Origin of the sequence: Amniculibacterium sp. G2-70, from assembly GCF_014353055.1 — a bacterium.
GTDB lineage: Bacteria > Bacteroidota > Bacteroidia > Flavobacteriales > Weeksellaceae > Amniculibacterium > Amniculibacterium aquaticum.
Genome location: NZ_CP060698.1, coordinates 2,763,706 through 2,784,089 on the forward strand (window position 1 = coordinate 2,763,706; position 20,384 = coordinate 2,784,089).

Sequence of the window (20,384 nt, forward strand, 5' to 3'; positions counted from 1 at the left end):
TGATTTTTGTAAATATTGGATTATTTCAAATTCAGTAGAATGTTTGAATAAAGATAAATAAAAGAAACGATAGAAGCGATACAAGTCCCAGCAATAATTTCTTTTGGGGTATGTCTTTTCAATACAATTCTGGTGTAGGCAACAAATGCGGTTAATACAAGCCAAATGCCTCCCACCATTGGGTTGATGGCAAAAAACAAAGTAGATACATAAATGTTGAATGCCGTATGCATTGAGCTTTTTATGAAGAAATTGCTGAGCATCATCAGGAGGAAGAGGAGGAGTAAAAAAGCAATTTTAATATCGATGTTTTGATTGGCTTGATGATCCCATACCAAAAATGCGCAGAGCAAACCAACGATGACCAAGTACAGACTGTTTCTCTGTCCTTGGTTGGATACATCGGAGTCGGTGTATTTCCCTCTTTTGACATTCCAAAAAATCCAAAGGATGATGGGCAAAATGATGCCCAAAAGTAGGGGTAAGAATGTTGTGGAAAAGCTCTGACCGGTGGGTTGTTGGTAAAAGTTGTAGATGAAAAATGCCACCAATGAAAAAATAGGATTGAATGCCGTTGAAATTATTTTGGAAAACTTTTCTAAAAGTGGATTGGTTTTTTTCATGCTTGGAATTGTGATTTCAAAAATAAGATATTTTTATAAATCTAATTTTTAAGGTTGGAGAGGGGGACTTGATGCTGTTCAGGTTTTAAAGATTATTTTTTTTTTGAATGAATTTCATATTTTCTCTGCCCTTCTTAGGTATCCCAAATTGCACCCCGAGACCGATGGCTGCGAGGGACGAGCAGGTGCGTAGCACGGAAGCGAAGCGTACCCAAAAGGGCGAGGAAATGGTGCCCCAATAAAAAAGCAGTACAAAAATTTCGTACTGCTTAGAAAGATAGTTTAGTCTAATTTGAATGGTTATATAAATTCGGCTTCGAAAACATCTTGGAAATGTTTTTTTATTTTTGTTTTCAAGTCCACAATTTCTTCGTCGGAAAGATTTCTTTCCAACTCTCTGGCTATGGAGGTTACGGCTTTGTCCTTGATGCCACAAGGAATGATGTATTCGAAATATCTGAGGTCGGTATTTACATTCAGGGCAAATCCGTGCATGGTAACCCATTTGGAAGTTTTAACACCCATGGCGCAAATTTTTCTGGCAAACGGTGTCCCAACATCCAACCAAACTCCGGTTTCGCCTTTACTTCTTTCGCCTTTCAGTCCGTATTCGGCAATCACTCGGATGATGACTTCTTCCAAATTACGCATGTACAGGTGGATGTCCGACTTGAAATTGTCCAGATCCAAGATGGGATAGCCTACGATCTGTCCAAAACCGTGATAGGTAATGTCGCCACCGCGATTGGTTTTGACAAATGTAGCGTTGATTTCTTTTAGTTTTTCATCGTTGATGAGCAGGTGAATTTCGTCACCGGATTTTCCCAAAGTGTAAACATGAGGATGTTCTACAAATAAAAAATGGTTGTTGGTAACTTCGTATTCGTCGTTGTTTTCCTTTCCGTTTTTCAGTTTCACATCGATGATGGATTTCATCAATTGTTCTTGATATTCAAAAGCGGGTAAATATTCTTTGAGTCCTAAATCTTCGAATTGAACGGTTTTATTTTGGGTAATGGTCATTTTGAAATGATTTTTGTAAAGTTTTACTTCTATTTTGATGAAAAGTAGATTGCAAAATTAGTAAAAATAATGCTATGCAATGAATATTATTTTAATTAAAAAGTTAAAATCAATTTAACAATAAAAAATTCTCCATCATTTTTTTTCCCAATGGGGTGAGTATGCTTTCCGGATGAAATTGTACTGCATGTATTGGGTATTTTTGATGTGCCAGAGCCATAACAATTCCTTTTTCGTCGGTGGCGGTTATTTCCAAATCTTTTGGGAAATTTTCGGTTTTTGCAGCCCAACTGTGGTATCGACCTACGGAACAATGATTTGGAATGTTCTGAAAAAGTACAGTGTTCTTATTTTTTATGTGCAAATTGCTGGCGACACCGTGGTGTATTTCGCTTAAGTTTTGCAACTCGCCACCAAAAGCTTCTACAATGGCTTGCAAGCCGAGGCACACGCCTAAGATTGGTTTTTGGGTCCAATAATTTTTGATGACTTCCAACAACAAGCCCGCTTCGGACGGAATGCCCGGCCCAGGAGAGAGAATGATTTTGTCGTATTGTTGAATTTCATCTAAAGAAATTTCATCGTTTTTAGCGACAAAAACATGCTGCTTACCAAAAATTTGCTCAACCAATTGCAATAAATTGTAGGTGAAACTGTCGTAATTATCAACAATTAATACTTTCATGGGGCAAAAATAAGATTCTTTTAAAATAAAAAGCCAAATGAAACGAGGCCATCTCGTACTTATTCTTCAACATTTTTAAGTGCCATAAGAAGTTGATACGCTCCTTTGGTTACGATTTTCTTTTTCAGGATATCCGTGTTGGTTTGTAAAATTTGTTGATAGCCGTTTTCGGAATTTCCAATTTTTACTTCTACCATTTTATAGTTTTTGGGTTTAATTTCCTCGAATATGTACTGCTTGTCTTCCCAAGTAACCACGGCATCTTCCGGTAATACCGTACCGTTTTGACGATGGATTTCGGCATCGGCATTCATAAAAGTTCCGGGGATGAGTTTGGGATCGTATTTTTTAAAATGACAATTCACAATTACCGATCGATCTGGAGCGAAATCCTGAGAAATTAAGATGATTTCGGCCTCGTATTTTTTGTCTGGATTTTCATTGGTGTATGCAAAGACCGATTGTCCCTTGTGAATGTTGGGCAAATCTTTCTCAAAAACCTTCAGAATAAGATGGGTATCTTCGGTATTTACAATTTCAAATAACTTTTCGTTGGGTGATACATATTGTCCCAAATGGATATTAACCGAAGAAATATATCCGGAAATGGGTGAACGAACAGCGACCGTTTTTGTAATGGTATTGGCTGAAAGTTGATCGGGATTGATGCCCAACGCACGAAGTTTTTGAGCCATTCCTTTCATTAATATTTCCTGATTTTTAGCTTCGTTTTGTGCTTTTTGCATCACTTTGTCCGAACTGGCTTGGCTTTTATTCAGGTCTTTTTGTCGGGAGTAATCTTTCTGAGCATAACCCAAATTGGACTTTGCCAAAAGATAATCTTGCTGAAGTTGTACAATTTCAGGATCTTCCAATACCGCTAAAATCTGTCCTTTTGCAATGTTGTCTCCAGGCATAAACTGCGATCGACGGACATAACCTCCACTGGGAGCCGAAACGCTTGCTGTACCTTGTGGCGGGACATCAATACTGCCGTTCAGACGGATGGTACCCGAGATGGACAGGTTTTCCGGAAGGGTGGTTTCTATACCTGCATTTTTTATTTGTGCATCGTTTAGGCTGATGCTGTTGCCATCAGCAGAAATTTCGTGACTTTCTTCACCGGGTTTTTCCTCTTTTGAGCAAGAAAAAAGTGTGAAAATGGATAGAAATATGAGGATTGTTTTTTTCATTTTAGTAAAATTTATGAGGATCGAACTTTAATCTTTTTTATTTTTCATAGAAAATGGAAGTTGTATTTAAAGTCCTTTCAGGCTGTTAAGTTCAATAATTTTTTCGTTGATGTTCTTCTGATTGTCGATGTATTTATTTTGGATTTCCAAACTCTGATTGACCAAAATGGACCATTCCAAATAATTAATTTCGCCTTCGTAGAAAAGTCTGTCCGCAGTTTTCAGGATGGTTGAGGCGTTTTCTAATCCTTGGGTTTTGTAATAATTTTGTTCGTTTTTCAGTTTTTTAAACTCATTTATCAGTTTAGAATATTGGATTTCCATAGATTTCAGCCCCAAAGTATAATTGTTTTCAGCAATTTTTTGGTTGATTTTTTGAGCTTCAATCACGGATTTTTGAGCCGAATTGAAAAGCGGAATGGATACGCCCAACACAGCACTTTGAAATCTTTTGCTGTTGCTGTCTCCGGTTCCGGCAATGGTCATGGAATTGATGCCTACATTGAAAATGGGTGAAAGTTTGGCTCTTTCGGAACCTAATTTTGCAGATTCGATATTTTTTTCTTGTTCCAATTGCTGTATGAGCAGGGGATTTCCTGAGAAGTTTTCGTCGCTTGAAAATAAATCTGCTCTATAGAAATTTTGATTTTCATTGATGTAATTTTCCTTGTCTTGAATGAGGTAATTGAACATAGAAAGGGTATATTTTTGGTCTTCCAACAGATTATCCAGCTGTATTTTGGCTTGAGCACGATAATTTTCGGCTGTTGTTTTTTCCAAAATATTGCTTTCACCTTTTTTCAATCTCAAAGTGGCTTTTTTATAATATTGAGCGTACAGGCTGTCAGTTTTTTCCAAAAGTTTTCTTTTCTCATCTTGGTAATTCAGTTCGTTATAGACCAATGAGATTTCTTTTTTTAGCGCAAGTTTCTGAATTTCTACACCCAGGTTGGCGTTTTTCCATTCTTCCAATAAAACTTGTTTTTGTTTTTTGTAAAATCCCGGAAGCCTCAGGTTTTGGCTGATGGAAATTCTATTATCCGTTTTTTCTGAGTTGAATTGTCCCACTTCGCCCTCAATTCCCAACGGATCGATGGTGGCATAGGATTTCTTCATTTTTTCATGGTATTCTACTTTTAACACTCGAGTTTTTAGATTCAAATTGTTCTGAAAACCCAGTTCTATGGCTCTGTCCAAGGAGATTTTGTTTTGCGCATTGACCAGAGAAATTCCCAATACAAAGGTTAGGGCAGCGGCTGTTTTTATATTTTTTTGAAGATTTTTCATGGATTATTTTTTTAAATCGGTTGTGTTTTGCTTATCCTTTTTGTTCAAATGATTTTCAAACCAAATGTAGAAGATGGGCAGCAGGAATAAGGTGAGAAAGGTTGCCAACAGCAAACCGCCGATAACCACTGTGGCTAAAGGTCTTTGGACTTCGGCTCCTTCGCCTTGACTGATCGCCATGGGTAAAAATCCGAGTGAGGCTACAAAAGCGGTCATCAGAACGGGGCGCAATCGGTTTTTTCCTCCTAATTTTACCACTTCTTTCAGATCGGATGTATGGGATTTTTGTCGGTTAAATTCGGCTACCAAGACAATTCCGTTCAGTACAGCAACCCCAAATAACGCGATGAATCCTACGCCAGCAGAAATGCTGAAGTTCATATCCCGAAGCCAAAGTGCAAATATTCCACCGATGGCTGATAGAGGAATAGCTGTGAAAATTAACAACCCGTATTTGACCGAATTGAAGGCAAAATACAACATCAGTAAAATCAATAAAAGACTGATGGGAACTGCGATGGACAATCGAGATTGGGCTTCTTGTAAGTTTTCAAAAGTGCCTCCATACTTTATGCTGTAACCTGCAGGTAGTTTTAGATTTTTTTCCACAGCTTTTTGCAAATCACTTACCGTGGATTGTATGTCGCGATTTTTAACATTGAATCCCACAAAAATTCTTCGTTGTGCATTTTCTCTTTGGATTTGGTTGACACTTTCTTTGAGTTCTACTTGAGCTACAGAGCTTAGCGGAATCTCCGTGCCTGAAGGTGTTGTGATCAATAAATTATTGACATCATCTATGTTTTTTCTTTGATCGCCATCCAAACGAACCACCAGATCAAATCGTTTTTCATCTTCGAAAATGGATCCTGTAGTTTGACCTGCAAATGCGGTGTTTACCAAATTATTTACCGTGTTCACATTCATTCCATATTGGGAAAGAGCATCACGGTTGTAGGTGATAACGATTTGTGGCATTCCGGAAATGGGTTCTACAAAAATGTTTTCGGCACCTTCTATTTTTTTAGAAATCGCACCCAATTTGTCAGCATAGACTTTCAAAGTATCCAGATTTTCGCCAAAAATTTTACAAACCACATCTTGTCTGGCGCCTGTCATTAGTTCATTAAATCTCATGGCAACAGGATATTGAAAAGAAAAGGTAGTCCCAATCAGGTTTTTTTTAAGTTCAGCCGTCATTTTTTCTGCGAGTTCGTCGTAAGTTTTGGCCGAAGTCCATTCTTTTCTAGGTTTTAGGATGACCATCATGTCACTGGCTTCTATAGGCATGGGATCGGTTGGGATTTCGCTACTTCCGGTTTTACCAACAATTTTTTCAATTTCTGGAAATTTTTTCATCAACACCTGCTGTGCTTTTAATACGGCATCTGTGGAGGTTTTCAAATTAGATCCTGTCAAAACCCGAGTTTCCACAGCAAAGTCACCTTCCGGAAGATTTGGGATAAACTCACCTCCCAAACGACTCATCAGCCATAACGAACAGATGAATAGAGCAACAGCTGAAATAATCAGGTAATTCGGGATTTTTAGAACCTTATCTAAAGTTTTTAAATAAATTTTCTGCAAATTTTCCATCATCCTGTCGGAGATGTTTTTTTTGTGTGTGGTTTTCTTGGACAGAAAAATGCTGCTCATCATGGGGATGTAGGTCAATGATAAAATGAACGCCCCCAACAAAGCGAAGATTACCGTTTGTGCCATGGGTTTGAACATCTTTCCTTCTATGCCTTGCAAAGTGAGTATCGGCAAATAGACAATCAGGATAATTATTTGTCCAAACACGGCAGAGTTCATCATTTTACTGGCCGAGGTATAGACATCGGTATCCATTTCCTTTTGTGAAATTCTCCCTATGGTTTTGCTTTTATCAAAATACAATTTGTGCAGTACGGCTTCTACAATAATTACGGCACCATCGACAATCAGACCAAAATCCAAAGCACCCAGACTCATCAGGTTTCCAGATACCCCAAAAACATTCATTAAGATGATGGCAAACAGCATGGATAGCGGGATTACTGAAGCGACTAAAAGTCCAGCTCTAAGATTTCCTAAGAACAGTACCAGAACAAAAATCACGATTAATGCCCCTTCTAACAGGTTGGTGGTCACAGTAGAAATGGCATTGTCCACCATTTTCGTTCTATCCAAAAAGGGTTCTATTTTTACACCTTCGGGTAAGGTTTTTTGTATTTCTTCTATTTTGGATTTAACATCTTTGATGACCTGACTCGAGTTGCCGCCCTTCATCATCATTACCACGGCACCGGCAACTTCACCTTTTCCGTTGTAGGTCATGGCTCCGTATCTTATGGCTTTTCCGTATTGTACTTTTCCAATATTTTTCACCAAAATAGGGGTTCCGTCGGGTAAATTTTTAATAACGGTATTTTCGATGTCGGCAATTTTACCCATTAAACCTTCGGTTCGGATGAATAAAACCCGTGGACCTTTTTCTATATAAGCACCACCGGTATTTTGGTTGTTGTTTTGTAGGGCTTCAAAAACTTCAGTCATCGTAACGCCCATGGATTTTAAAGTGGATGGGTTTACGGCAACTTCATATTGTTTTAGTTCGCCACCAAAACTGGCTACATCGGCAACGCCAGGAGTTCCTAATAGCTGTCGCCGAACCAACCAATCTTGCAGGGTACGAAGTTTCATATCATCAAATCGATGTTCATAACCTGTTTTTGGTCGCAAAATATATTGGTAAATTTCTCCCAACCCTGTTGTTATGGGAGCCATACTTGGTGTGCCAAGACTTTCAGGAATGTCTTTGGTGGCTTGTTGCAACCGTTCCGCAACCTGTTGTCTTGCCCAATAGATATCGACATCATCATGAAATACGATGGTGATAACGGACAATCCGAATCGAGAGAAACTTCTCATTTGCTTGATGCCCTGAATATTGCTGTTGGCCTGTTCCAAAGGATAAGTGATAAATCGCTCTACATCTGGCGCTCCAAGGCTGGGTGAAGTGGTTATGATCTGAACTTGGTTGTCTGTAATATCCGGAACTGCATCGATAGGGAGTTTTTTCAGTTCATATATTCCGAATAAGACCAATCCGAAAGTGAACAAACCGATAATCAGTTTGTTATGAATAGAAAATTGAATGATTTTATTAAGCATTTTCTAAATTTCTAAATGAAAAAAAAGTACGAAAAACTATTGCGAAATCTGCAATAAGTCTATCTCAATAGACAATTGAGAGTTTTTAGAAATTTATGCTAAAACGGGCGGTCGAAAAACGCTGTGAATTTTTTGTGAAGTAATGGGCTCAATGTATCCAAAATTGGACTTGATGTTTTCTGAGTAAAAATGATTTTCAAAAGAAAATTCAAAAGATTTTGGTGGCGTAGTTGTGGATGAAGAAATCGCATGGCACTGGTTGTCGTGCGTTTTGAAAGGCAATTTCATGTCCTCTTTGTAGTCGGCATCCTTACCATGATCCTCCAGATAATGCATTTTCAGGAATGAAAAAATGGTGGTACTGCTGTCTTTTTGACTGTGCGTGAAATAATGCTCAATAAGATTAGGAATTTTCAATAATTGCTTGACCTCTGAAAAAGTAAAGAGGTAAACCACAATCAAAATATATGAAATCCATTTTTTCATTAAGCTTCAAATCATCTTTGCAAAATTAATAAAATTTAGACTTAATGTTTCGGTTTTAATGAAATTTTAATCACTTTAGAAAAACGGGGTTCTACTACTTTTTAAGATTTATCAAAATTTGAAACTAAAAACGACATTTATATCAATCAATGTTTCTGAAAATTCATTAATTTTGCAGACTTATAAAATCAATAGAAAATGTCTTTATCAGAACAGGAAATTATCCGTAGAGAAAAACTAAACAAGCTGAATGCCCTAGGAATTGATGCTTTTCCGGCAGAAGAATATACCATAAGCGATACCACCAAAACCATAAAGGAAAACTTTGAGGAAAATAAAAAGGTGCAAATTGCCGGTAGATTGATGTCCAGAAGAATCCAAGGAAAAGCAAGTTTTGCTGAGTTGCAAGATTCGGACGGTAAAATCCAAGTGTATTTCAACCGTGACGAAATCTGTCCTGGAGATGATAAAGACTTGTATAACGAAGTGTACAAGCATCTTTTGGATATCGGTGACATCATCGGTATAGAAGGAGAATTGTTCAAAACCCAAGTAGGAGAGATGACGGTGATGGTGAAAGGTTTCAAACTTTTGACCAAATCTCTTCGTCCACTTCCAATTGCAAAAACCGATGAAAATGGAGTGGTACACGATGCATTCAATGATCCTGAACTAAGATACAGACAACGCTATGTGGATCTTACGGTAAACCCTCATGTAAAAGAAATTTTCGTGAAAAGAACCAAGTTGTTCAACGCCATGAGGTCATATTTTAACAATGCAGGATATTTCGAGGTCGAAACTCCAATTTTACAAGCCATTCCTGGTGGTGCTGCAGCACGACCTTTTATGACACATCACAACGCTTTGGATATTCCTTTGTACATGCGTATCGCCAACGAATTGTATCTCAAAAGACTGATCGTAGGTGGTTTTGATGGAGTGTATGAATTCTCCAAAAACTTCAGAAACGAAGGAATGGACAGGACTCACAATCCGGAATTTACCGCTATGGAAATTTATGTAGCCTACAAAGACTACAACTGGATGATGGATTTCACTGAAAAATTGTTGGAAAGTTGCGCAGTTGCGGTTAACGGTACATCCGAATCGCAGTTTGGTGAGCACACCATCAATTGGAAAGCACCGTACCCAAGAGTGTCCATGCAGGAGGCCATCGAGAGATTTACAGGTTTTGATATTACCGGTAAAACAGAAGACGAATTAAGAATTTTTGCAGAATCCATCGGTATCGAGGTTAATGAAACCATGGGTAAAGGTAAATTGATTGATGAAATTTTTGGTGAAAAATGTGAAGGTAACTTCATACAACCGACATTCATCACGGATTATCCGATCGAGATGTCACCACTAACCAAGAAACACCGTTCAAAAGAAGGATTAACCGAGAGGTTTGAATTGATGGTTTGTGGTAAAGAAGTTGCCAATGCCTATTCCGAATTGAACGATCCTATCGACCAAAGAGAACGATTTGAAGCTCAAATGGCCCTTTCTGAAAGAGGCGATGACGAAGCCATGTTTATCGATCAAGATTTCTTGAGAGCCTTGGAATACGGTATGCCGCCAACTTCCGGTTTGGGAATTGGTATGGACAGGCTGATCATGTTTTTGACCAATCAGCAATCCATTCAAGAAGTATTGTTCTTCCCACAAATGCGTCCTGAAAAAGCTGCGCCAACCGTAGAATTGGGAGAGGATGAAAAGGTTATTGTAGAATTGTTGAAATCCGGAGATCAATATCCATTGTCCGAGATCAAAGACAAATCGGGATTGTCCGGAAAAAAATGGGACAAAGCTTCAAAAAATTTAACCAAAAACAATATCGTAAAAGTGGATAAAGTTGATGAAGTTTTATTGATGCAAATGATGTAAAACTTTTGAAAACAACAGTCCCAAGCGGATTATGAAACCTTAATATAAAAGCGAACTTCGGTTCGCTTTTTTGTTTTCGATATTTGAAATAAAATTAAGGTTAAAAATTCGCTTTTTCATTTGAATTTCTACTTTTATATCTCAAAAAAAAACACGATATTTGTAAGCATTTTAAAAAAATAAGTAGACTGCAAATGTTGATAAAATAGAAAGTTTTATTGGATTTCAATCGCGTTGTTTTCTTAAAATTCACAGTCTAAAATCTAAAAAATATTATGAGCAACAAACAATATACAGCAAGCAGTATTCAGGCTTTGGAAGGCATGGAGCATGTTCGTATGCGTCCATCCATGTACATTGGTGATGTAGGTCTTAGAGGCCTTCACCATTTGGTGTATGAGGTGGTGGATAACTCCATCGACGAGGCTTTGGCAGGATATTGCGATACCATTTCGGTAACCATCAAAGAAAACAACGGAATTGAAGTCATGGACAACGGGCGTGGTATTCCTGTTGATTTCCACGAGAAGGAACAAAAATCGGCATTGGAAGTGGTAATGACCAAAATTGGTGCTGGAGGTAAGTTCGACAAAGATTCCTATAAAGTTTCCGGAGGTCTTCACGGGGTTGGGGTTTCTTGTGTTAATGCCCTTTCAACCGAAATGATTACTACCGTTTACCGTGATGGAAATGTGTATCAGCAAGTATATTCAAGAGGGAAAGCTCAGACCGGTGTAGAACAAGTTGGGAACAGCGATTATCGCGGTACCAAACAATTCTTCCAACCGGACGATACCATTTTTACCGAATTGGTGTACAATTACGATACCTTAGCAAGCAGACTTCGTGAATTATCTTATTTGAATAAAGGAATTACCATCACCCTTTCCGATGAAAGAGTGGCTCTGGAAGACGGGTCGTTTAGAAAAGAAGTTTTCCATTCTGAAGGCGGTTTGAAAGAATTTGTACAATACATTGACGGGAATCGTGAAGCCATCATGGAAAATGTAATTTTCATGGAGGGCGAAAGAGACGATATCCCGGTTGAAGTTGCCATGAGATACAACACTTCGTTCAACGAAAACCTGCATTCTTATGTCAACAACATCAATACTCATGAGGGGGGAACGCATTTGGCAGGTTTCCGTAGAGCATTGACCCGTACACTGAAAAAATATGCCGATGAATTGGGAATTCCACAAAAAGAAAAAGTAGAAGTTACCGGAGACGACTTCCGAGAAGGTCTTACAGCGGTGATTTCTGTAAAAGTAATGGAACCTCAATTCGAAGGTCAAACAAAAACAAAATTAGGAAACTCAGAAGTTTCTGGTGCTGTGGATAAAATTGTGGGCGAAATGCTGAGCAATTTCTTGGAAGAAAATCCAAACGAAGCAAAAACCATCGTACAAAAAGTAGTCTTAGCAGCAAAAGCAAGACAAGCAGCGAAAAAAGCCAGGGAGATGGTTCAGAGAAAATCACCCATGGGTGGCTCTGGACTTCCAGGGAAACTTTCAGACTGCTCGTCTAAAGATCCTGCAATTTCTGAAATTTTCTTAGTCGAAGGGGATTCCGCAGGTGGTACGGCAAAACAAGGTCGTGACCGTCATTTTCAAGCAATTCTTCCATTAAGAGGTAAAATCCTAAATGTGGAAAAATCCATGTTGCACAAAGTGTACGACAACGAAGAAATTAAAAACATCTACACCGCACTTGGTGTTTCTGTGGGTACAGAAGAGGATAGCAAAGCTTTGAATATGAGTAAACTAAGATATCATAAAATCGTGATCATGACCGATGCCGATATCGATGGTTCTCACATTTCTACGCTTATCCTGACTTTCTTCTTCAGATACATGAAGGAATTGATCGAGAACGGATACATTTACATTGCACAACCGCCGTTGTATTTGTTGAAAAAAGGAAATAAAAAAATCTACGCCTACAACGAAAAGGAGAGGGAAGAAAAAACTTTGGAAATGTCTCCTGACGGAAAAGGAGTAGAAGTACAACGATACAAAGGTCTTGGGGAAATGAATCCGGAGCAACTTTGGGAAACCACTTTAAGTCCTGAAAATAGAATTCTGAAGCAAGTAACTATCGAAAGTCTTGCTGAAGCCGATAATGTATTCTCCATGTTGATGGGCGACGAAGTCCCACCACGACGAGAGTTCATCGAGAAAAATGCCATCTATGCAAAAATTGACGCATAAAAAAGTCACAAAGACCTACCGAATTGGTAGGTTTTTGTATTTTTAAATAAAATTACAATTCATGAAAAAATTAAGTATTGCATTGGTACTTGCTTTGGGAATTTACTCCTGCAAGAAGACGGTGGATCCGCCTAAAAATGGCTCTACCGAATCAAAAACAGAACAAGTTGAATCTTTTAAAATAGATTCGGTAAAAGTTGTCGATTCAGTTGTGGTATCTAAAACCTTAAAGTCTGCCAAATCGGTTCAGGTCTTGGTATTTCCGACCCTTAAATAAAACGATATTGGACAGTATTTATGCTCCGACTCAATTAAAATTTGAGGGATATGACAAGGCTTCCATGCAGCATTATTTGGAAAAAGAAGTTAAAACCGCATTGTCTCAAGCAAAAAGTGGGGATACATCTTATCAGCCTGATTTTGAACAAACTTGGTGGGACAACTCCAGTATGAAATTGGTGTCCAATACCAACGATATTTTAACACTTTCTTATTTTGGCGATGGTTTTTCTGGAGGTGCTCATGGATATTATTTTGAAAACTATAAAGTTTTTGATCTGAAAGATAACAAAGTCATTTCGCAAAATGATGTTTTTAATAATCCAAAAGATGCCAAATGGTCAAAAATTTTGATGGATCATTTTGTTAACAAAGATCAAAAAGAAATGCTTTTGGTGGACAAAATAGAATTGAATAATAATTTTTATTTTGATAAAGACCAAATAACCTTCGTGTACAATCAATACGAAATTACGGCTTACGCAGCTGGAGTGGTGAAGATTTCGGTACCGTTTAAAGATATTAAAGCCGATCTAAAAGAATCTTTTGTACAAAGAACGAATTCCAAATAATTGGAACATCTAAAAACAAAAAAAGCGATGAAGTTTTGAATACTCCATCGCTTTTTTGTGTTATAAATTTTCTAAAACCATCCTTTTCTACCTTCTTGGTAGGTTTTGTAAAATTCTTCATCGGTTTTGGTGAGGTAGATGATACCTTCAACTAATCCAAGTACGCTAGCAATACCACAAGTTACTATCGTTAGACCTAATTGTATTAGTCCTTCTTTCGTGTATCCTAAAATAAATTTGTGTACGCCAAATCCACCTAATAAAATGGCTAAAATTCCAGCCAATACTTTTTTGTTTTCTTGTTGTTCCATGTGTTTAATTGTAATAATTTTATCAAATATAATGTTTTTTTTACAAATATGTACAGTTAATTTGATTAAATAGTATTAATATAAAGCGTAAAATTGGTGTTTTCGAAAAAAAACTGCAACTGCAGTAAGTGTAGGAAAGATAGGATTTTAATAGTATTCCGTCATTTCGTAAACTAAAATTCGTATCCGCTGCAGACCCAAATGTAAGTTTGTGACTTCTTATTTAAGCCATTCAGTCGAAAGTTTTTATGATTTTGGTTGTTTTTATTTATTTTTGTCCCATGCAAAGAGTCGCTTTTATCATTAATCCCAATTCGTCCAAAGGAAATTATCAGCCTTTTCTGGATCAGATTAAAAATTACAATGCCCAAGCTTTGGTTTATATTTCTAAATCCATTGAAGGGACCAAAGAATTTATTCAGAATCAAATGGATTTTGTGGATGTTTTTGTGGCTGTCGGTGGGGACGGAACCATATCTACAGTAGCTCAAACATTGATTAATACCCCAAAAATATTAGCGGTTTTCCCCATGGGTTCAGGAAATGGTTTTGCCAATGAAACCAAATTCAACAAAGATGTTAAAGGTCTGTTGAAGAAATTGGAGACTAAGAATTTTCAGGAAATAGATACCTTTACCATCAACAACAGATTTTCCATAAATGTTGCGGGTGTAGGTTTTGATGGGGCAGTTATTGAAGCCTTTGAGAAAACCTCCAGAGGATTTCAAAATTATATTAAAGTATCTTTAAAAACTTTTTTTAAATACAAACCGATTACCGTAAAGTTTTTGGATGAAAAACACCAATCGCATAACGGAAAATACCTGATGGTAAATGTGGCCAATACCCGACAATTTGGCAACCACGCCTATATAGCACCCCAAGCCAGTCACAGCGATGGCTTGTTGGAGTTGGCTTTGGTCAAGAAGTTTCCGTTCTCTCATGCCGCTTCTTTTGCCTACAGAATGTTCACCAAAAAACTTATTCCGAATCGATATTTGCAGTACATTTCTGCATCTGAAATCGAATTCGAGGTCGATTCTGAACTTTGGCATCTCGATGGAGAATTCAATTCGATAGCCTCTCCGGTATCTGTAAAGATTTTACCCAAAAGTTTAAGAATTTTGTGTGATTAAGGGTAGTTGAGCCTTCGTTTTCTAACGCAGATTATTGTTTACCAAACATTCGTTCAAATAAAAGCCATCCAAAAAAATGGATGGCTTTCAATTTTGTATTGGTAATCCTGCGGTTATTTAACAATCTGAATGTTAACGGCCGAGAAACCTTTTGGAGATTTTTCTTTGTCAAAAGAAACTTTATTGCCTTTCTTAACCGGTTGTGCACAATTGTTTTCGTGAAAGAAAATGTTTTCTTTGGTGCTGCTTTCGGTAATAAAACCATAGCCTTTGTCGCTCATGAAGGTAACAATTCCGGTTGGTGTAGAGTTGTCCTCGATGATGGGCGCTGCACCCAATTGGATATCGTTTAGGTCGATTTCTATTTTGTTTTGTTCATCAGGCGGTGTAGAGGTCAGTTGTCCGTTAGCATCCACATACAAAAACATTTCTTCCAAACTTTTTCCTTTGTTGTTTTGGGTTTTTCGTTCTTCGCGTTTCTGAGATTTCTCTTTTTGTTTTTGAAGTTTTTTCTTAAAGTTTTCTTTTTTAGAGAAAGAATCTGCCATATATAAGTATCGTATTTAGAGTTTGTAATTTGTGAAAAATGGGTTTATCCTTTTGGACTATGTTGGAAGATTCCTAAGAGATAAACCTAAAATTAGTTTTTAGAAAAATTTAAAAATAATCCTTTTGAAATTATTTTTTATTAAAAAGAAACGAACAGTTTTCGTTTTGTTTTATTATTTCTTGTGCAAATATACGACTTTTAAACTTAGCATTTGTTTTGTGATTTTAATTAGAAAATTTCCACTAAAAAACCGCTCAAATTTCTTTGAACGGTTTCTATATAGTTTGTTAAAATGCAGGTTTACATTCCTCCACCACCTTGTTCGTCACCACCTTCGTAGTTGTTGTTGATGTCTTTTTTAGGTTTCTTAATTTCGACTTTTTCACCTTGTTTGAATTTGTAAGTCAAAGATATGGTAAATTGTCTTGGCATCCACTGCATATGGCTGTTTCTGTCATAGTCGCTGTTAAAGCTGTAGGTTTTCATCCCACGGGTATTGAAGACATCGGATAAGTTAGCAGAAATGGTTCCGTCTCCATTCCAAATGGTTTTGGACAAGCCAAGATTCATGGAGTAGGATGGTTTTCTTTCTTGGTTTGCTGTTTTTGTACCTCCACGATACATACCTTGCATTTGGAAACTGAATGTTTTGTCAAATTTGAAAGTTGTACTCAGTCTGGCTCTCGATGAGAAACCATCTCCTGTAAAGTCCATGGTTCCTACAGATGGATTTCCGTTTTGGTCGATAATGTCATAATGAGCAATACCCTCGGTTTTGTATCCGTAAAGATCCACATTTCCCATCAATCTCAACCATTTTACAGGATCGTATGTAAAGTTAAGATCCAATCCGTAACTGTCGTTTGTCCCTAAATTAATCGGCTTGGTAAAGAAAACACTTTCTCTTTCGTCCGGTCTGTACACCAAAAATTTGTCATCTCCCGTAGCGTGTCTGAAATACAAAGTTGGATTAAGTGTGAACTTTTTACTGGACATTAAATATCCCAATTCGTAGGAATCTACATAAGAAGGATTCATGTCGATGTTTCCTTCGAAAATATTTTGGTTGTTGCTGTATCTGGAGAACGGTACCATGAAGAAAGATCTTGGTCTGTCAATTCTTCGGGTATAGTTTACTAAAACTTGGTTTTTATCGGTTACATCGTAGGTCATGTAAACGCTTGGGAAAATATCGTTGTAGTTTTTTGTTTTGTCGATCTTTTGTCCAGCTTGGTTTTTGTAATCGATGGAGATTTGTGAGTTTTCATTTCTCAATCCCAATTGATATCCAAACTTGCCAATTTTACTTTTGAACTGTACATACCCTGCATTGAACATTTCTTTGTAATCTGTAGAGTTGTTGTAATTGGGCATAAAAGCATTTGGGATGGTGCTGTCAACAAATCCATCGTAGATGTTTTTATTGATGTCCAAACGATATCCCGCTTCCAATTTGGAGTTCTCGCCAATTGGCAACTCATAATCTACCTTTCCGACCACTGAATTGTTGGTCGAATTTCTTTTCGTGGTATCTTTTAGTAAGAATAGAGAATTTTTGTGTTCAATAATTTCGGAATTATTGTGGCTGTTATTGGTTTGCAAACTTAGGGATGCAGCAATATTCTGTCCTTTGTCATCAAATTTATGATCCAAACCGATGTCTCCTTGGAAAGCTAGATTTCGGCTATCTCCGTCGGTCTTTCTCACTCCAAAATTTTGGAAGGTACCTGCTTGGTTCAGTCTGTTTTCGGTAGTGGTTAGTTTTTGGTCATCAATTCCATTCATGGCTCTTACCGTACCGGAAAGGTTGAAGGAAGTTCTGTCCGAAAAATCATAGACCAAACCTGTCGTTAGATTATAATTGGAAAAGCTACCGTCGTCTTTAGAATATTGACTTTGGCTCATCAATGCCGATTGATTAGGATCTAAAGGAGCCGAAAAATTTTTGTAAATGGTTTCTGTGGTGTCTTTTCCGCCTCTCTCGCTGTATCCGCCACCTCCGTTTAGGAAATAGGTCAGATTGCCTTTTCTCCAATTTAGGTTGGCGTTGAGTCCGGTTTTAGGCAAATAACCCAAAGTACCGATAACACTACCGTTGAAGCCTACTTTCTTGGATTTTTTTAGGATGATGTTCAGGATGCCCGAAGTACCTGCTGCTTCAAATTTGGAAGAAGGGTTGGTGATGACTTCGATGCGGTCAATTTGGTCGGCAGGGATGGATTGCAGGGCATTGGCACCGTCGTCAATTCCCAAAAGAGCAGAAGGTTTTCCGTTAATTAAAAATTTAACATTGCTGCTTCCTCTCATGTTCACCGTTCCGTCTGGATCTACAGTTACGGAAGGTACATTTTGCAAAACATCTTGCAAGTTACCACCAATAGCGGTTAAGTCGCTTTTTACATCGTAGGTTTTTTTGTCAATTTCAACTTTCATCGGTTTGGATGAAGCGGTAATCGTAACTCCTTGTATGTCTTTGGTTTTTACATTGGTGATGCTTGCTTCTGCTTCTATGGTAAAAGGCGATAGACCACCAACTTTGGTGATGGATTGGTTGCTAAGCGTTGCTTTTTTGTAGTCGATGGCTTCTATGGAAATGTTATAATTTCCAGGTACCAAATCGATTTTGTAATTTCCTTTATCGTCTGTTAATACGGCATCGCTATACAATTTGTTGGATGCGTGAGAAAATGTTACTGAAGCGTATGGTACGGCTTGGTTTTGTTTGTTTACGACTTTTCCGGAAACTCCTACTTTTTGTTGTGCAAATGCCATGGTTGCGGCACTTAGTAAAAAAGTAAGCCCCAAAGTTTTTCTTTTAATAAGAGAAGAGATCTCTATTTTGTGTATCATGATTTTAAATTTCTAAGGGTATAGATTGTTGCTTTTAGCAAAAGTTAAACCAAAATTTGATTTTTTATATTATTTTTCAAAGCGGATTTTGTAGTCCTATTTTTTTTGAAGTTTTTTTCTGAGTCAAATCGTGTAGAATACTTTGATAATCGCTACTAATAAGTCACAAAAAAACTCAAATTGTTACATTTGAGTCTTGGTATTTTGTAGGTTATTTCACATTATTTTTATTCAACCAATCTTGATAGGCTTTGGCATTGGCAGCATGCTCGGTATCGCTGTTTGTAAATTTATGGAAACCAATTCTTTCAGGATCAGCACACATGAAGATGTAATTGTTTTTTTCGGCATTCAAAACCGCGTCCAAAGCGTCTTTATTCGGAATGCAGATGGGACCCGGAGGGATGCCTGTATGTGCATAAGTGTTGTACGGAGATGGATTTTTCAAATCTTTGTAATAAACTCTTTTCATTGGAGCAATGCTAAAATTTGCCGATTGCAATACGGCGTAGATTACCGTTGGATCACTTTGCAATTTCATACCTTTATGAAAACGATTGATGTAGAGCCCGGCAATGGTTTTCATTTCGTCGGATTTGCCCCCGGATTCTTTATAAACAATAGAAGCAAGAGCATAAATTTGGCTTCTGCTCAGTCCGGATTTTTTTTCGAGAGCTTCTCGATCTGCCGTCCAAAACTCGTTGTATTGGGTTTCGAATTTTTTGAAGAAATCTTCCGGACTTACCGTCCAATAAAAATTATAAGAATCCATCATGAAATACGGTTTTAGATCTTCGGCATTTTTCAATCCTTTTTCTTTGGCAATGGCTTCGAAAGATTTTGCAAAATCTAAAGAGTCGGCTTCGGTTTTTTTGCTGACCCTTCCGATCATTTGGTAAACCGAAAAGAAATCTCCAATCCTGAAAGTGTCTTCGGTTTGGTTGCCCGCTTTGATCATGTTGATTAAGTTGGAGTTGCTGGCTCCGGATTCTATCTTATATCGTCCGGCTTTGAAATTTTCAGCTAACTTTTTGGTAATGGCTACTTCTTCAAAAGATTTTATATCATCAACAAAAGGACGGATGGAGTCCAAAATGGCTTTGAAATTGGAATTTTTTGGAATTTTTACAAAACCTTCTTTCTTAACATTGTTTGCATAGTTTTTTTTATAATACGGATATCCAATAAATCCGGCAACCAGTATCAAAACTAAGAAGATGATGGAAATGATGGCACAGCCTTTTTTCATTTTAATAATATTTTTTTCAGGATTAAAAATTAGGAAGTCTAAAGATTTACTTTCCCTTCGAATACCAATTTGGCAGGCCCTTCCAACCAAATATTTTTGAAAGAATCTCCATCTTTCTCCAAACGAACTTTTAGATTTCCACCCAAGACTTTTACCTTTACCTCGTTCATGTTTTTATTTCTAAGATAGGAAATGGCCGATGCCGTAACACCGGTGCCGCAGCTGTAGGTTTCGTCTTCTACACCTCTTTCGTAGGTTCTTACAAAAAGCTGATTTTCTGCCAATATTTCTACAAAATTGACATTGATGCCTTCTTTTAAAAATTTTTCAGAATTTCTAATGGCTTTTCCTTTTGCAAAAACTTCGTAATCTTTGAGATTTTCTACCCTTTGTACAAAATGTGGAGAACCGGTATTGAGAACGGTGTTTCCTTCAAAATCCTCAACCGTATCTACATCAATCATTTTCAGTTGTACCAAGCCGTTGTCTATGGAGGCATCGTGTGGCCCATCGATGGCGATAAAATGGCATTGCTCTTCGAAAATATCCAACATGTAGGCAAAAGCAACCAAACATCGGCCACCGTTTCCACACATGGTGCTCTCATTGCCATCGGAATTGTAATAGACCATTTTGAAGTCGTAGCCTTTTTCGTTTTCTAACAAAATAAGTCCGTCACCACCTATCCCAAAACGGCGGTCGCAAAGTCGGGCAATGGTTTCTGTATTTTTTGGAAAGATTAAATCACGGTTATCGATCATGATAAAATCGTTTCCTGTACCTTGAAATTTATAGAATTTAGTAGTGTTTTCCATGTATTAATTAATGCACAAAAATAATGATTTTACTTTTCAAACCTTTGAATATTTTCAAACTGATTA

15 protein-coding genes and 1 pseudogene are annotated in these 20,384 nt (G+C 37.5%); 5 read left to right on the plus strand and 11 right to left on the minus strand.

Translation table 11 applies throughout. From position 1 onward, the window contains the following. Positions 1-20: 20 nt before the first annotated feature. The 6 genes and pseudogenes from H9Q20_RS12840 to H9Q20_RS12865 form a co-directional block, all read right to left on the minus strand. A complete protein-coding gene (locus H9Q20_RS12840; RefSeq protein WP_187477980.1) occupies positions 21-623 on the minus strand; it encodes a phosphatase PAP2 family protein in 603 nt (200 codons plus the stop codon). A 300-nt stretch (positions 624-923) separates the two neighbouring features. Further along, positions 924-1,646: a lipoyl(octanoyl) transferase LipB gene (gene lipB / locus H9Q20_RS12845; protein ID WP_124642742.1), complete on the minus strand. Its 723-nt coding sequence runs from the start codon at positions 1,644-1,646 to the stop codon at positions 924-926. 109 nt (positions 1,647-1,755) lie between these two features. Continuing rightward, entirely contained in the window at positions 1,756-2,331 is a 576-nt protein-coding gene (locus tag H9Q20_RS12850) for an anthranilate synthase component II (RefSeq protein ID WP_187477981.1), read from the minus strand. A gap of 59 nt (positions 2,332-2,390) precedes the next feature. Next, positions 2,391-3,524 carry an efflux RND transporter periplasmic adaptor subunit gene (locus H9Q20_RS12855; protein ID WP_124642738.1) on the minus strand — a complete coding sequence of 378 codons (1,134 nt, stop codon included), beginning with the start codon at positions 3,522-3,524 and terminating at the stop codon, positions 2,391-2,393. Between the two features lie 66 nt (positions 3,525-3,590). Then, positions 3,591-7,967 (minus strand): annotated as a pseudogene (locus H9Q20_RS12860) (CusA/CzcA family heavy metal efflux RND transporter). Between the two features lie 93 nt (positions 7,968-8,060). Further along, positions 8,061-8,453, minus strand: coding sequence for a hypothetical protein (locus H9Q20_RS12865; RefSeq protein WP_187477982.1), 393 nt, complete (start codon positions 8,451-8,453; stop codon positions 8,061-8,063). 198 nt (positions 8,454-8,651) lie between these two features. Here H9Q20_RS12865 and lysS point away from each other — a divergent pair, with 198 nt between their 5' ends. The 4 genes from lysS to H9Q20_RS12885 all read left to right on the plus strand — a co-directional run bounded on the left by lysS (position 8,652) and on the right by H9Q20_RS12885 (position 13,407). After that, entirely contained in the window at positions 8,652-10,346 is a 1,695-nt protein-coding gene (gene lysS, locus H9Q20_RS12870) for a lysine--tRNA ligase (RefSeq protein WP_124642730.1), read from the plus strand. 275 nt (positions 10,347-10,621) lie between these two features. Continuing rightward, positions 10,622-12,556 carry a DNA topoisomerase (ATP-hydrolyzing) subunit B gene (gene gyrB, locus H9Q20_RS12875; RefSeq protein WP_187477983.1) on the plus strand — a complete coding sequence of 645 codons (1,935 nt, stop codon included), beginning with the start codon at positions 10,622-10,624 and terminating at the stop codon, positions 12,554-12,556. A gap of 61 nt (positions 12,557-12,617) precedes the next feature. After that, on the plus strand, positions 12,618-12,833 hold the full coding sequence (locus tag H9Q20_RS12880; protein WP_187477984.1) for a hypothetical protein: 216 nt from the start codon (positions 12,618-12,620) through the stop codon (positions 12,831-12,833). A 7-nt stretch (positions 12,834-12,840) separates the two neighbouring features. Next, positions 12,841-13,407 carry an RsiV family protein gene (locus H9Q20_RS12885; RefSeq protein WP_187477985.1) on the plus strand — a complete coding sequence of 189 codons (567 nt, stop codon included), beginning with the start codon at positions 12,841-12,843 and terminating at the stop codon, positions 13,405-13,407. 71 nt (positions 13,408-13,478) lie between these two features. Here the strand turns inward: H9Q20_RS12885 and H9Q20_RS12890 are convergent, their stop codons facing one another. After that, positions 13,479-13,718 carry a TM2 domain-containing protein gene (locus tag H9Q20_RS12890; protein ID WP_124642724.1) on the minus strand — a complete coding sequence of 80 codons (240 nt, stop codon included), beginning with the start codon at positions 13,716-13,718 and terminating at the stop codon, positions 13,479-13,481. Positions 13,719-13,999: 281 nt separating this feature from the next. Between H9Q20_RS12890 and H9Q20_RS12895 the strand changes: the two genes are divergently transcribed. Continuing rightward, the gene (locus H9Q20_RS12895; protein ID WP_124642722.1) at positions 14,000-14,854 is read left to right on the plus strand and encodes a diacylglycerol/lipid kinase family protein; all 855 of its coding nucleotides are present in this window, start codon (positions 14,000-14,002) and stop codon (positions 14,852-14,854) included. A 113-nt stretch (positions 14,855-14,967) separates the two neighbouring features. Here H9Q20_RS12895 and H9Q20_RS12900 read toward each other — a convergent pair whose 3' ends face one another. The 4 genes from H9Q20_RS12900 to dapF all read right to left on the minus strand — a co-directional run bounded on the left by H9Q20_RS12900 (position 14,968) and on the right by dapF (position 20,318). Continuing rightward, positions 14,968-15,402 carry a cold shock domain-containing protein gene (locus tag H9Q20_RS12900; protein WP_124642720.1) on the minus strand — a complete coding sequence of 145 codons (435 nt, stop codon included), beginning with the start codon at positions 15,400-15,402 and terminating at the stop codon, positions 14,968-14,970. Between the two features lie 302 nt (positions 15,403-15,704). Next, the gene (locus H9Q20_RS12905) at positions 15,705-18,254 is read right to left on the minus strand and encodes a TonB-dependent receptor (protein ID WP_187477986.1); all 2,550 of its coding nucleotides are present in this window, start codon (positions 18,252-18,254) and stop codon (positions 15,705-15,707) included. Positions 18,255-18,465: 211 nt separating this feature from the next. Then, entirely contained in the window at positions 18,466-19,503 is a 1,038-nt protein-coding gene (mltG, locus tag H9Q20_RS12910; RefSeq protein ID WP_187477987.1) for an endolytic transglycosylase MltG, read from the minus strand. A 38-nt stretch (positions 19,504-19,541) separates the two neighbouring features. After that, entirely contained in the window at positions 19,542-20,318 is a 777-nt protein-coding gene (gene dapF, locus H9Q20_RS12915; RefSeq protein ID WP_187477988.1) for a diaminopimelate epimerase, read from the minus strand. Positions 20,319-20,384: the final 66 nt, after the last annotated feature.